Source organism: Acinetobacter sp. ANC 5600 (genome assembly GCF_002018395.1).
GTDB classification, from domain to species: Bacteria; Pseudomonadota; Gammaproteobacteria; order Pseudomonadales; family Moraxellaceae; genus Acinetobacter; species Acinetobacter amyesii.
This window is the reverse complement of sequence record NZ_MVKW01000007.1, coordinates 127,143-140,631: the sequence shown is the minus strand read 5'-3', so window position 1 is coordinate 140,631 and position 13,489 is coordinate 127,143. Positions and strand designations below refer to the sequence as shown.

Genomic DNA, 13,489 nt, shown 5'->3' with positions numbered 1-13,489 from the left:
ATAGTGATCAGCATCTATATTTATATCCAGTCCATGGTGATAAAAACCATCATAAACTAGACATTTTTATTGGTGAGAATATAGACACTTTAGATGGGTTCTAACACTCTCGTTTCGTATAACCGCCATTATGTTAAATAGGAACCTTAGAACAATAGAAAATTATAATTTCATTGCCATAAGGAAGAATACACTTACAATCCTACGTTCGTTTGTAAAGCAATTTGCTGTGAAGCTAATTCAAGTGCTTTAGATTTCCCTAATGGTTTAATATCAGTGCCTTCAGCATATATAAAATCTACCTTATCAATACCAATTAATCCTAATACTGCTATTAAATATGCTGTAACAGCATCTGTTGGAAGATCTTGATGAAAACCACCACGTGAACTAAAGATAATTGATTTAACACCTTTAATTAATCCTACGGGTGCGGTTTCTGTATATTGAAAAGTTACTCGTGCTCGTGCAATTAAGTCGAACCAGTTTTTTAATTGGGTTGGTACATTTAAGTTATACATTGGTGCTGCAATCAATAATAGATCACAATCTTTCAGCTCTTGAATAAATTGATCAGAGAGAGCTACTGCTGCTTTTACCTCAGGTTTTTCATTCGCCTCTCCACGTAAGGCATTAAATATCTCTAAGTTTAATACTGGTAAGTTCATAGCTCCTAGATCATGTTCAATTATTTGGTCAACATAACCACTTTGCTTACGTCTATATAAATATTTATTAATGAGCTGATTACTTAGAGATTTTTCCTGCATAAAACTAGATTTGATAACTAAAATTCTGTTCATAGTAAGGTTCCTAATATGAATTTTAATTAGATTATCATTGATAAATTGGATACAAAAGTGATAATAAATCAACTCATTGATTCCCAATTGGAACTAATATGCGTGTTAATGATCTGAAAAGTTTGATGGCATTTATTAGTGTTGTTGAACAAGGAAGTTTTACTAAAGCATCAGAAAAATTACATCTGACTCGTTCCGCTGTCAGTAAGATGATTTCAAAGCTTGAGGTACAGCTCGGAGTAGTACTTTTTAACAGGGATACACGTCATTTAGCTCTCACAGAAGAAGGTAGTATTTTCTATGAACATAGCCAGCGGGCTGTACAAGAATTATTAATAGCTGAGACATTATTTGAAAGTAATAATCAAAATATTCAGGGAATGATACGTATCTCTATGCCTGTATTATTTGGACAAAAGTTCATAGTTCCGATATTAAGAGACTTAGCAGATGAACATCAAAATTTGAATATGGTTCTTTCTTTTAATGATCGTTATATTGATTTAATTGAAGATAATTATGACCTAGTGATAAGAATTGGTAATTTAGAAGATAATAGTCAATTAATGGTTAAAAAGATTTCTGAGCATGCAATGTGGCTCTGTGCCACACCTGAATATTTAAAAAGATACCAGGTTCCTGAGAGCATCAAAGATTTAGATAACCATCAGACTATTGGATATTTGAAAAATGGGCAGCTTGAAAAGTGGATATTTCAAAGTTCTCATCATAAAACTATGAAATATTTGCCAAAAAATAAAGTTCAAATGGATGACATAAAAAGCATATTAGATTATGTACTAATGCATGGAGGAATTGGTTGGTTACCTTCCTGGTTGATTCAAGAATATATACAAAGTGGTCAATTAATACACCTACTTACTAACTATTCAAGTACTAACTATCCTATTCAAATTGTATGGAAAAGATCAAATTTCTTACCAATACGCGTTCGTACTACCATTGATAAAATAGCTTCATCAATACAAAAAGATAGCGTCATTAAATAAGATTTATAAGAGAGGAATTCTAAATTGATAGTAATACAAAATCTTTCTAGTTTAATTTTTAAACACGGATTTATTAAGCTTTCCTAAAATTAACATAATACATGTTATACGAAATTCTTGAAATTTTCCTATAAATATCAATTTTTTATTAAAAACCGTTCTAGTAAACAGCATATTGGAACGGTTTTTATATCACTATTCCACCAATACGCTTATAACTTATTCAAAATCGAAAGAGTTTGTTTAGACCATCTACGCTATCTGTTTTAGACGCTATAACCTAGCCTCAACTTTTTATTGAGGCTCTATTCCAAAAACACTGATTTTTCAAAGTGCCTGAATTGCATAGCATAGAGCCAATTTTTCAGCGAGTTTCGCCATGATTTGGTTCGTCATCACAGTTTTTGCAATCGCAGGTCTAATTAAAGGCACGATTGGGTTAGGCCTGCCTGCGGTATCGATGGGCTTACTTACCATGGTGATCAGTCCATTTCAGGCAGCTACGTTATTGATCATTCCATCTATGGTGACCAACTTTTGGCAACTATTTGCCGAAGGGCAGGTGTTGCGCCTCATTCAACGCTTTTGGCCCTTGTTACTTGGGATTATCGTTGGTTCAATTTGGAGTATTTTTCCAACTTTAGGACATGGTGAATTTAAAAGTGAAGCTTTACTGGGGGGCATGTTGGCACTATACGGACTGTATGGGCTTTGTGCCAAAAGCTTGCCGAACTTTGCACCACATGAAAAATGGCTATCTCCAATGATCGGTTATCTCGGTGGAGCGCTGACTGTTGCGACCGGTGTGGTGGTGATCCCTGTGGTGCCATATTTGCAAGGTTTGCAGCTCAAACGTGATGACCTCGTACAGTCACTCGGTTTAGCCTTTACCACATCAACCATTTGTTTGGCAGTGTTCTTACAACAAAATCCAGTGGAAGATCTCCCGATTGATTATGCCATGTCAGCCATAGCACTGATTCCAGCGCTCATTGGGATGTGGGCAGGGAAAAAAATTCGTTACCGCATTCCAGAACAAAAATTCCGTAAGGTGTTTTTTATCGGGTTGATTGCCCTCGGTGGCTATATGATGTTGCACCAGTTTGGCGTGATTTAAAGCCTAGACTTGGCCATCTAAAGTAGATTTTTGTGACAGTAGAAACTGACTGAAATGCTGATAATTTAAGGGTAAATCATCAAAATTACGTGCGGTAAGGAGCAGTTTTCGATTGGCCCATTCACCGCTGAGCTCAACTTGTGCAAAGGCATACAAACTGAGTAATCGTTGGGCCGCACGTTTTGGCATGATGGCAATGCCCACACCATTCGCCACCACTTGCGCGATCGCGGCAAAGTTCGGCAAACGTAACCGATACTGAATTTCACAGCCGAATAATTTGGCTTGAGCCTCGATCGATTGTTGCAAGGAATGATATTGCATCAAACCGACAAAGGGATAATTTAAAATCTCTGCGGGTTTGACGCTAGATATCGAGGCCAATTCATGAGTTATAGGACAAATCAGTACCAAAGGATCATTTGCAAACTCAAGTGTTTGTAACTGTGCAGATTTAAAGAAACCTGAAATTAAGCCCAGTTGTGCATTACCTTGCTCTATCGCTGCAATGATGTCTTTAGACTCGGCTTCATGCAGCTCAATTTGTATATTGGGATTTTCCAGTAAATAACGTGGCAGCAAGACCGGCAAATATTCACTTTGTGCAGATGAATTACACCATAAGGTCATATTGGAACTTAGCCCATGGGCAAAGGGCAGCATCGCGTGTTCTAATTGTTGCCCCTCACCTAAGATGCGCTGTGCATGTACAACTAAGGTTTGACCGGCAAGAGTCAGTTTGACCCCTTTGGCTTGGCGAGTGAACAGGGCTGTGCGGTAATGCTGTTCGAGTTTTTTAATCCGTTCACTGGCTGCTTGTAGCGAGATGGCAGAATGAGCAGCGCCTTTGGTCAGACTGCCGCTGTCTACAATGTGCAGCACCAATTGAAGGTCGAACAAATCCAGTCGCATAGGGTGTATTCCTTGGCTAATGCCTTATCTTACCGAAAGAGCAGCTATAAAAAAAAGCGACCTTTCGGCCGCTTTTCAAATGAATGTTGTATTCTTTTTTAAATGCTTTGGAGGCTTATTCTGATTTATCGCCCAAGCTAAAGAACCAATTCAAAATCAGCGCTGCAAATGTTGCAGTACCAATACCACCTAAGTTGAAGTTACCGAATTGAAGTGCAAAGTCACCTGTACCTAAAATAATCGTGACTGCTGCCACCATCAAGTTTTTATTTTTTGAGAAATCGACTTTGTTTTCAATCCAAATTTTCGCACCTGCAATGGTAATTAGACCAAATACAACAATCGATGCACCTGTCAAAATGGCTTGCGGAATGGTATGAATAATCGCACCAAACTTTGGAGAAAGACCAAGGAAGATGGCGAATACACCTGCAAATACAAACACGATGGTCGAGTAAACACGCGTTACTGCCATCACACCAATATTTTCGCCATAAGTGGTCATACCCGGACCGCCGACACCGCCTGAAAGTGTGGTTGCAACACCATCTGCAACGAAGGCTTTACCAATGTGCGGATCGAGGTTTTCACCTGTCATCGCGCCTACAGCTTTGATGTGGCCAAGGTTTTCTGCAACCAAAATCAACGCAATCGGTGCAATAATAAGCATGGCATTGAAGTCGAAGACGGGTGAATGGAAGTGCGGAACACCAAACCAAGCAGCTTCTTGTACGGGAACGAAATTGATTGGTGTGCCATGACCCATGACATTGGAAATGATGTAATACACCAAATATGCCAGTAATAGACCGACCAACAGTAATAAGCGTTGTAACAAGCCCTTCGTGAACACTGCAATCGAACCCATACACAGTACAGTGACTAATGCCATCCACATATTAAAGTTGTTGCCTGCAACCCCTTTAATGGTCACTGGGGCAAGGTTGAGACCAATAATCATCACCACTGCACCTGTAACGACAGGTGGCATGAGTTTTTCAATCCAACGCGTACCCGTTGCCATCACGATAAAACCAAAAATGGCATATAAGATACCGCAGGCCATGATCCCGCCTGCCGCCATTGCGATATTAGCATTTGGCGCGCCAGTACCTGACGCTGCATAACCGGTTGCCGCGATCACCACACCAATAAAGGCAAAACTAGAGCCTAAATAACTTGGTACACGACCACCTGTCATAAAGAAGAACAGGATGGTACAGATCCCCGACATTAAAATCGCAAGGTTGGCATCAAAGCCCATCAAAAATGGCGCAAGGACAGTTGCACCAAACATTGCAAAGGCATGTTGTATCCCCAATACCACACTTTGCACCGGAGGTAGGTACTCATTTGTACCTACAGGACGTGCATCAATATTGCCTTCGTACGGGCGCCATTTGGGAAACCAATTGGACATAAAATGAGCACTCAATAGATAAATTGTGCACATCATACTCTTGTTTTTTAGAAGATTTAATCTCTTTTAAAAATATTTTGTTCAAACTAATTACATGACTTTACATGTAAATTTACCAAATGGTAAAAGTTTTTAGGGTGTAAAAAAGGCATTAAATCATGCAATTAATCAAATAGGCTTGGAGCCAATTCTTCATAAATTTTTCTTATTTTATATATTCCAAAATAAATTAAAACCAATATGACTGGTTAAAAAAAAAGCACACAGTTCTGTGTGCTTTTTGAAAACTTGGAAGATTTAGCCAGTGTTACGCAAACCTGCCGCAATACCCGCGATACTGACCATCAACGCATGGTCGACTGGGGTATTTTCAGCCTGACGCTCGGCAAGGTAAGCACGGCGGCGTTTCATTAGCTCGGCTTGCAGTAAATGAAGTGGCAATAAATAAGGTTTACGCACCTTCATGGATTGGTCGAGCACATCGTTACTGCTGAGTAATTTCGATTCACCTTTGAGTGCTAATAGCGTTTGTACCGCATCACGTAAACGCTGACGTAACTCTTCGCCCAATTGTTTGAGGTCTGCGTCATCCGTCAGATGAGACTCATAATACAGCGCCACATGACCATCGGCTTTGGACAAGACCATTTCCAACATATCAATCAGGGTTTGGAAATAAGGCCATTGCTCTAACATTTCTTCGAGTGTCTGCTTTTGACCTTGATCAATCACTTGATTAATCGCAGCACCTGTACCGAGCCAAGCAGGTAACATCAAACGGATTTGCGTCCATGCGAACACCCAAGGAATCGCACGTAAAGACTCAATCCCACCGCTAACTTTACGTTTGGCTGGGCGTGAGCCGAGCGGTAACATTTGTAGTTCCAGTTCTGGCGTTACAGTCCGTAGGTATTTTACAAAATGCGGATTTTCACGCACGGTTTGACGATATACCTGTACCGACAGATCCGTCATGCTGTGCATGAGCTGACGCCATTCCTGTTTCGGTTCAGGCGGTGGTAATAAGGTGGCTTCTAAGGTCGCTGCGGTGTAAATTTCCAAGTTTTGTAAGGCAATGCCTTCTAATCCAAACTTGAAGCGAATCATTTCCCCTTGTTCTGTGACACGAATCGCTCCTGAAATTGAACCCGGTGGCTGTGAAAACAGCGCTTGCTGTGTCGGCGCTCCACCACGGCTGATTGAACCGCCACGGCCATGGAATAATGTCAGTTGTACATCATGTTTTTTCGCAACCGCAGTTAATTCTTCCTGTGCACGATACTGCGCCCAGTTTGCCGACATAAAGCCCGCATCTTTGGCTGAGTCTGAATAGCCAATCATCACCTCGTGTTTACCCTGAATATGCTGCTTATACCAATGCATATTAAATAGGGTATTCATGGTACGGGCTGCACCATCCAAATCTTTTAGAGTTTCAAACAGTGGCACGACACGTAGCGCTTGTTTGATGCCGGCTTCTTTTTGCAATAACAATACGGCCAAGACATCACTTGGATGTTCGGCCATGGAAATAATATAAGCCCCTAAACTTTCAGGTGGCTGTTCTGCCAAAGTGCGCATGGTCGCAAAGACTTCTTGTACATCTGGATGTTCAATCAGACTTTGTTTCGGCTCATTTAAAAACTTCGGTAACAGTGGGCGTTTGCTTTGCAGTTCCTGAATCAAGAAGTTTTGACGGGCTTGCTCCGTCCATGTTTCAAAATTGCCTAAACCTAAATATTCAGTAATGGCAGAAATCGCTTGGCGATGACGCGTGGATTCCTGACGAATATCGAGTTTGAGTAATTCGATACCGAAACAATTCACCCGATGAATAAAGTCGAGTAACTGACCATTAGCAATTTCAGGTAAACCGCTGTCAATCAGTGAACGGTAGCAAACCAATAGTGGATCGAGCAGCTCATGGCGGCTTTTAATGACTTGGCTATCGTCAGCATCTTCACCACGGAGTTTTAGTGCCAACCAGTGACGAGTGGCTTTGAGGCGTTCCCGCGCATCACGTAGATATTCACGATAGGGTTCAGGGTGGAAATGACCCAAGGCGTCACTGAGTTCTTTACTGCATTCTTGAATCGAAAGTTCCCAACGTAGGTCTTCGATATCGCGTAAATACAGGTCGGCAGCTTTCCAACGTGAAAGCCACAGCACTTCTTGAGTAATGTTATGGGTGACGTTTGGGTTACCATCACGGTCACCGCCCATCCATGACGCAAAGCGCACAGGAGCAACATTTAAAGGCAAGGTCTTGCCACAATGATCTTGAACCATGCCATCCAATTCACGCATGAATTTGGGTACAGCATTCCACAAGGTCTGTTCAATGGTCGTGAAGCCCCATTTAGCTTCGTCGACAGGCGTCGGGCGATGTTGACGAATTTCATCCGTTTGCCATGCCGAGCAAATCAGTTGTTTTAAATCATCAAGTACGGCTTTGCGTTCGCGTGGCGTAAGTTTTTGTTGATCCATTTTAAACAGGCAATTATTAATACCATCATATTTTTGGATCAAGGTACGGCGGCTGACTTCGGTTGGATGTGCAGTCAGGACCAATTCAATTTTTAATTCACAAATTTGTTGGAACAGTTGGTCCGAACTGATGTTATTGCTTTTAAATTTTTCAAATAAATGATCGAGTGGATTCGGTGAAGGTGCTTGCTCATCAAACTCACTTTGGCGACGGCTGCGCACCACATTGTACTGTTCGGCAATATTGGCAAAGTTGAGAAAGTGCGTAAATGCACGGGTCAGTGGCAGAATTTCTTCATCTTTTAAATTTAAAAATAATTGTTCTAACTGTTTTTCAGCTTCAACTTGTCCATCGCGCGCGCCTTTAGATAAGGCACGAATTTGCTCTACCTGATTAAACAAATCTTGTCCTGCATGCTGCTTTAGGGTTTCACCTAATAAATTGCCCAGTAAGCGCACGTCTTCACGTAATGGAGCATCAATTTGTTGAATCATTTGTTATTTCTCCGCGTATTCCTGTCTCGACTATACCCCGAAAGTGCTGTGGCAAAAGGGGGGTACAGACAAAAGTCGGATGACTTTTCTAGGTAAATGAGCAGTAGCTATGCCATTTGTTTCAGTTTAGCCTTGAAATATTTCAGAAAATGCTTAGCTCTGTGTGCCGAGTTGATATTTCAGCATAAAGATGTCGATGGCAGAGTGAATAATGGCCTGTCGCTCTGCTGTTTCAGGTACTGGGCGCATGCCCAATAAGACTTCTTGATGGCGTAGTCCCATCAGTAGCGACACAATCAGTTCAGTTTGTCGGGCAGGATTATCCTGCTGAATGAAATTTAAAGCTGCTGCGTCTTGAAAGAAATTCTCCCAGACTTGGCGCATTTTCAAATGTGAGGCACGGAAAAACTGTTCCACCAAGGGACTGTGTTCGGCAGCCAACTCCAAAAGTAATAAGTCCAGTTTAATGGCTTCTGGCAAATTCATGATGTTCAGCCCCAACTCACAAATTTCAACGAAAGCCTGCATAAAATGACTTTCGCTGTGCAGATGTCGCGGGCGAGTATTTAAAATATATTCACAGGTATCTTCAATTGCACTGGTAAATAAAGTGGCTTTGTCCTGAAAATGGTTATAGACCGTCAGTTTGGTGACCCCTGCATGTTGGGCAATCTGATTCATGCTGCAACCGTGATAGCCCATTTCTAAAAATAATTGTTTTGCAGACTCTAAAATCCGTTGTCGTTTTTCTAAGTCTTTCGGGCGGCCGACATTCATTTGCTGAAAAAATTCCAAAAAAGGCGAAAAGGTCATTGATTTCGGATAATTAATCTAATTAATGTACCGCATGGTTTATTAATTAAAAAATAACCAAATTAATTGAATAATATTCTGCCCTAAAAAAGACTTTTTATTAAGAGCGAACTTCATGAGTACGATTAAGACCACAGTTGTCAGCATGATTATCGTTTGCAGTGTGACCTTATGGGGATGCAGCAAGGATAAAGCCCAAACGGAACAGGAAGTGCCATTTGTGATGGTGACTCAGCCGGGTGCCACACATTTTGAACAGAAAAGTTATGCGGGTGATGTACAAGCACGCCAGCAAACAGCTTTAGCTTTTCGGGTTGGCGGCCAAATCACTGAGCGCTATGTCGATGTTGGAGACCAAGTCCGAGTCGGGCAAGTCTTGGCAAAATTAGATGTCAAAGATGCACAGTTGCAACTGAATGCAGCACAAGCGCAGCTTGAAAGTGCGCGTTCCGCTGCACAAATTGCTGAAGATGAATTAAAACGATTTAAGCAATTATTGCCAGTCAATGCCGTGAGTCGTTCGCAGTATGATGCGGTGGAAAACCAATATAAAGCGGCACAGTCGAACTTAAAGCAAGCCCAATCAAATTATGATGTGAGTCGTAATCAGACCGGTTATAACCAATTAATTGCCAATAAAACTGGGGTCATTACTGAGCGCAATATTGAGATTGGTCAAGTGATTGCAGCAGGACAACCGGCATTTCAATTGGCGATAGCAGGTGAACGTGAAGTGGTCATTGGTGTGCCTGAACAAGCGGTTACTGAAATTAAAACAGGGCAGGATGCATGGGTTACCTTGTGGTCTAAACCACAGGAAAAATTTGCAGGCTATGTACGTGAAATTAGTCCTGCTGCCGATCAGTCTCGTACTTATAGTGTCAAAGTGGCATTACGTGAAGGCAATAGCGCCATTCAACTGGGGCAAAGTGCACGGGTATTTTTAACCAAAGCACAGCAGAATGTTTTGCATGTGCCGTTATCGAGTGTGTCTGCGAGTGGTCAGCAGGCATATGTGATGGTGGTCAATGCAGATAATACGGTACGTAAAGTTCCAGTAAGTTTAGGTGAATACGGACGTGACAGCGTGCCCGTACTTAGTGGTCTGCAAGTAGGGGATTTTGTGGTGGTTGGCGGCGTACATTTGCTCCGCGAAAAACAAAAAATACAACCTGTTGATCGTGAAAATCGAGCGGTACACATTCAGACAGGAGTTAAATAATGAATTTTAACTTGTCTGAGTGGGCACTAAAAAATAAAGGCTTAATCCTTTATTTTATGATTCTGCTGGGCATCGTTGGGATATTTTCTTATTCCAAATTGTCGCAGAGTGAAGACCCGCCATTTACCTTTAAAGTCATGGTCATTCAAACCTATTGGCCTGGTGCAACAGCCAAAGAAGTTTCGCTACAAGTCACCGATCGGATTGAAAAAGAACTGATGACCACGGGGCAGTATGAACGCATCATGGCGTATTCACGTCCGGGTGAATCCATGGTGACCTTTGTGGCCAAGGACAGTCTACGTTCGCAGCAAGTCCCCGATGTTTGGTACACCGTACGTAAAAAGGTCAATGATATTCGCCATCAATTGCCATCTGGGGTGCAAGGTCCTTTCTTTAATGATGAGTTTGGTGACACCTTCGGTAATATCTATGTGCTGACCGGCAAAGACTTTGACTATGCCACCATGAAGGAATATGCCGACCGTTTACAGCTCCAGTTACAACGAGTGAAAGACGTTGCGAAAGTGGATTTGATTGGTCTACAAGATCAAAAAGTTTGGATTGAAATTTCCAACACCAAAGCCACGCAAATGGGCATACCCGTGACGGCGATTCAACAAGCCTTGCAGCAGCAAAACACGGTTGCGAGTGCCGGCTTTTTTGAAACCAATTCAGACCGGATTCAAGTGCGTGTCAGTGGTAATTTACAAAACATTGATGAACTGCGTCAGATGCCCTTATTGGTGAATGGACGAACGATTCAATTGGGTGATGTGGCAGATGTACATCGTGGCTTTAGTGATCCACCGCAGCCTCGTATGCGTTTTATGGGTGAAAATGGTTTAGGCATTGCCGTGTCGATGCGTAAAGGTGGCGACATTCTGGCTTTGGGTAAAAACCTAGAAACAGAATTTGCCCGCCTGCAAAAAACCTTGCCCTTGGGCATGGAACTGAAAAAAGTGTCGGATCAGCCTGTAGCCGTGAAGCGCAGCGTCAATGAGTTTATGAAAGTCCTCGCTGAGGCCGTGATTATCGTCCTATTGGTGAGCTTCTTCTCCTTGGGTTTCCGTACAGGATTGGTTGTGGCATTTTCCATTCCATTGGTCTTGGCCATGACCTTTGCAGGCATGCAGATGTTTGATGTCGGGTTGCACAAGATTTCTTTGGGGGCATTGATTCTCGCACTCGGTTTATTGGTGGATGATGCGATTATTGCCGTCGAAATGATGGCGATCAAAATGGAGCAGGGCTATAGCCGATTACAAGCCGCCGGACATGCATGGCGCACCACCGCATTTCCAATGCTGACAGGTACGCTAATTACGGCTGCAGGATTTTTGCCGATTGCCACAGCCGCATCGAGCACAGGCGAATATACCCGCTCGATTTTCCAAGTGGTCACCATTGCATTGGTGGTGTCATGGTTTGCAGCAGTGCTGTTTGTACCCTATTTGGGGGATAAATTACTACCCGACTTCAACAAAGACTTAGTACAAAAAGCCCCTTGGTATCAGCGCCTGTGGGCACGTTTGCGCAAACAACCTGAACCTCAGCCGATGGTGCATCATGCCGGCGAACATCACGATCCTTATCAGTCGCCGTTTTATCAACGTTTCCGTGGTTGGGTTGACACTTGTGTGACTTATCGCAAGACGGTGATTGCAGCGACGGTTGGTATCTTTGTGTTATCGATTTTAATGTTTAAAACTGTACCACAGCAGTTCTTCCCACCGTCAAACCGTGCTGAAATTTTAGTGGATTTAAAGCTCGAGGAAGGTGCATCTCTGAAAGCCACAGAAGCGGCCGTAAAAAAAGTCGAAGCGTTCTTGTCGAAAAAACAAGGCATTGATAATTTTGTGGCTTATGTGGGGACCGGTTCACCGCGGTTCTATTTACCTCTAGATCAGCAGTTACCTCAAGCCAGTTTTGCTCAGTTTGTGGTATTGGCTTCATCTTTAGATGATCGTAATGAGATCCGCCAGTCATTAGCAGAAGAAATTCGTAAGCTTTTACCTGAAGTGCGTACTCGCGTTTCACTTTTAGAAAATGGCCCACCTGTGGGTTATCCATTGCAGTTCCGCGTGTCGGGTGAAGATCTAAGCTTAGTGCGTGAGTGGGCACAACGTGTGTCTGCAAAAGTCAGTGAAAATCCGAACACTACCAATGTGCATTTGGATTGGGGTGAGCCAAGCAAAGTCATTAAACTGGACATCGACCAAGATCGTGCACGTCAAATGGGGGTTTCCAGTCTAGATCTGTCCAATTTCTTGAATAGTTCAATCAGTGGTGCGGTGATTAATCAGTATCGTGAGAAACGAGAGTTGATTGAAATTCGGATGCGTGGTGATCAAGCGGAGCGATTGGATGTCGGTTCTCTCAGCAGTTTGGCTGTACCGACCAGCAATGGTGGTTCAGTACCATTGGCGCAGATTGCGAAAATTGAGTATAGCTTTGAAGAAGGTTTGATTTGGCATCGTAACCGTTTACCGACCATTACTGTGCGTGCGGATATTCGCAGTAAATTGCAACCTGCAACGGTGGTGGGTGAGTTAAAAGATTCATTTGATCAGTTACGTGCAGAGATGCCGAATGGATATCTCCTCGAAGTAGGCGGCACTGTGGAAGAGTCAGCACGAGGCCAAACTTCTGTAAATGCAGGCATGCCATTATTCCTCGCAGTTGTCATGACCTTATTGATGATTCAACTACGCAGCATGTCACGGGCGATGATCGTATTTTTAACTGCACCTTTGGGCATTATTGGCGTGGTGTTATTCCTGTTATTGTTCAATAAACCCTTTGGTTTTGTGGCGATGCTCGGCACGATTGCACTGTCTGGAATGATTATGCGCAATTCACTGATTTTGATTGATCAGATTGAACAAGATATTCAGTCTGGGGAGTCGGCTTGGGATGCGATTATCAATGCAACTGTGCGTCGTTGCCGTCCAATTGTGTTGACTGCATTGGCTGCTGTATTGGCGATGATTCCACTTTCTCGCAGTATTTTCTTCGGTCCAATGGCCGTGGCGATTATGGGTGGATTGATCGTGGCGACCCTGCTGACCTTGTTCTTTTTACCTGCGCTATATGCACAGTGGTTTAAAGTGAAAAAAACTCAGCAGAATCCTTAAAAGTGTCATAATATTGGGTGCGAAATATTGAATTTTTCTCTATAGTAGCACCTGATCTACAAAGACATTTTTA

At 42.5% G+C, this 13,489-nt stretch carries 9 protein-coding genes; 4 read left to right on the top strand and 5 right to left on the bottom strand.

Annotated features, from left to right (window positions below; translation table 11 throughout):
* Positions 1-194: 194 nt before the first annotated feature.
* Entirely contained in the window at positions 195-803 is a 609-nt protein-coding gene (locus B1201_RS14240) for an FMN-dependent NADH-azoreductase (RefSeq protein ID WP_078194113.1), read from the bottom strand.
* A 98-nt stretch (positions 804-901) separates the two neighbouring features.
* Between B1201_RS14240 and B1201_RS14235 the strand changes: the two genes are divergently transcribed.
* The gene (locus B1201_RS14235; protein WP_078194112.1) at positions 902-1,813 is read left to right on the top strand and encodes a LysR family transcriptional regulator; all 912 of its coding nucleotides are present in this window, start codon (positions 902-904) and stop codon (positions 1,811-1,813) included.
* A gap of 379 nt (positions 1,814-2,192) precedes the next feature.
* Complete coding sequence (locus tag B1201_RS14230) at positions 2,193-2,930, top strand: sulfite exporter TauE/SafE family protein (protein ID WP_078194111.1); 738 nt, start codon at positions 2,193-2,195, stop codon at positions 2,928-2,930.
* 3 nt (positions 2,931-2,933) lie between these two features.
* On the opposite strand, the gene B1201_RS14225 is transcribed toward B1201_RS14230, so the two are convergent.
* From B1201_RS14225 to B1201_RS14210, 4 genes are all read right to left on the bottom strand, one after another.
* Positions 2,934-3,842, bottom strand: coding sequence for a LysR family transcriptional regulator (locus B1201_RS14225; protein WP_078194110.1), 909 nt, complete (start codon positions 3,840-3,842; stop codon positions 2,934-2,936).
* 115 nt (positions 3,843-3,957) lie between these two features.
* Positions 3,958-5,262, bottom strand: coding sequence for a solute carrier family 23 protein (locus B1201_RS14220; RefSeq protein ID WP_078191643.1), 1,305 nt, complete (start codon positions 5,260-5,262; stop codon positions 3,958-3,960).
* A gap of 297 nt (positions 5,263-5,559) precedes the next feature.
* The gene (gene ppc, locus B1201_RS14215; RefSeq protein ID WP_078194109.1) at positions 5,560-8,244 is read right to left on the bottom strand and encodes a phosphoenolpyruvate carboxylase; all 2,685 of its coding nucleotides are present in this window, start codon (positions 8,242-8,244) and stop codon (positions 5,560-5,562) included.
* A gap of 153 nt (positions 8,245-8,397) precedes the next feature.
* Positions 8,398-9,021 carry a TetR/AcrR family transcriptional regulator gene (locus tag B1201_RS14210; RefSeq protein ID WP_143221706.1) on the bottom strand — a complete coding sequence of 208 codons (624 nt, stop codon included), beginning with the start codon at positions 9,019-9,021 and terminating at the stop codon, positions 8,398-8,400.
* Positions 9,022-9,172: 151 nt separating this feature from the next.
* Here B1201_RS14210 and B1201_RS14205 point away from each other — a divergent pair, with 151 nt between their 5' ends.
* Together B1201_RS14205 and B1201_RS14200 are read left to right on the top strand one after the other, a co-directional pair.
* On the top strand, positions 9,173-10,279 hold the full coding sequence (locus B1201_RS14205; RefSeq protein ID WP_078194107.1) for an efflux RND transporter periplasmic adaptor subunit: 1,107 nt from the start codon (positions 9,173-9,175) through the stop codon (positions 10,277-10,279).
* Entirely contained in the window at positions 10,279-13,416 is a 3,138-nt protein-coding gene (locus B1201_RS14200) for an efflux RND transporter permease subunit (protein ID WP_078194106.1), read from the top strand. The genes B1201_RS14205 and B1201_RS14200 overlap by 1 nt, the downstream gene beginning before the upstream one ends.
* The last annotated feature ends 73 nt before the right edge of the window (positions 13,417-13,489 follow it).

What these genes read in the sequence shown, in the direction of transcription:
- B1201_RS14240 (WP_078194113.1), bottom strand. Translation starts at nt 803, where the DNA reads ATGAACAGAATTTTAGTTATCAAATCTAGTTTTATGCAGGAAAAATCT.
- B1201_RS14235 (WP_078194112.1), top strand. Translation starts at nt 902, where the DNA reads ATGCGTGTTAATGATCTGAAAAGTTTGATGGCATTTATTAGTGTTGTT.
- B1201_RS14230 (WP_078194111.1), top strand. Translation starts at nt 2,193, where the DNA reads ATGATTTGGTTCGTCATCACAGTTTTTGCAATCGCAGGTCTAATTAAA.
- B1201_RS14225 (WP_078194110.1), bottom strand. Translation starts at nt 3,842, where the DNA reads ATGCGACTGGATTTGTTCGACCTTCAATTGGTGCTGCACATTGTAGAC.
- B1201_RS14220 (WP_078191643.1), bottom strand. Translation starts at nt 5,262, where the DNA reads ATGTCCAATTGGTTTCCCAAATGGCGCCCGTACGAAGGCAATATTGAT.
- ppc (WP_078194109.1), bottom strand. Translation starts at nt 8,244, where the DNA reads ATGATTCAACAAATTGATGCTCCATTACGTGAAGACGTGCGCTTACTG.
- B1201_RS14210 (WP_143221706.1), bottom strand. Translation starts at nt 9,021, where the DNA reads ATGAATGTCGGCCGCCCGAAAGACTTAGAAAAACGACAACGGATTTTA.
- B1201_RS14205 (WP_078194107.1), top strand. Translation starts at nt 9,173, where the DNA reads ATGAGTACGATTAAGACCACAGTTGTCAGCATGATTATCGTTTGCAGT.
- B1201_RS14200 (WP_078194106.1), top strand. Translation starts at nt 10,279, where the DNA reads ATGAATTTTAACTTGTCTGAGTGGGCACTAAAAAATAAAGGCTTAATC.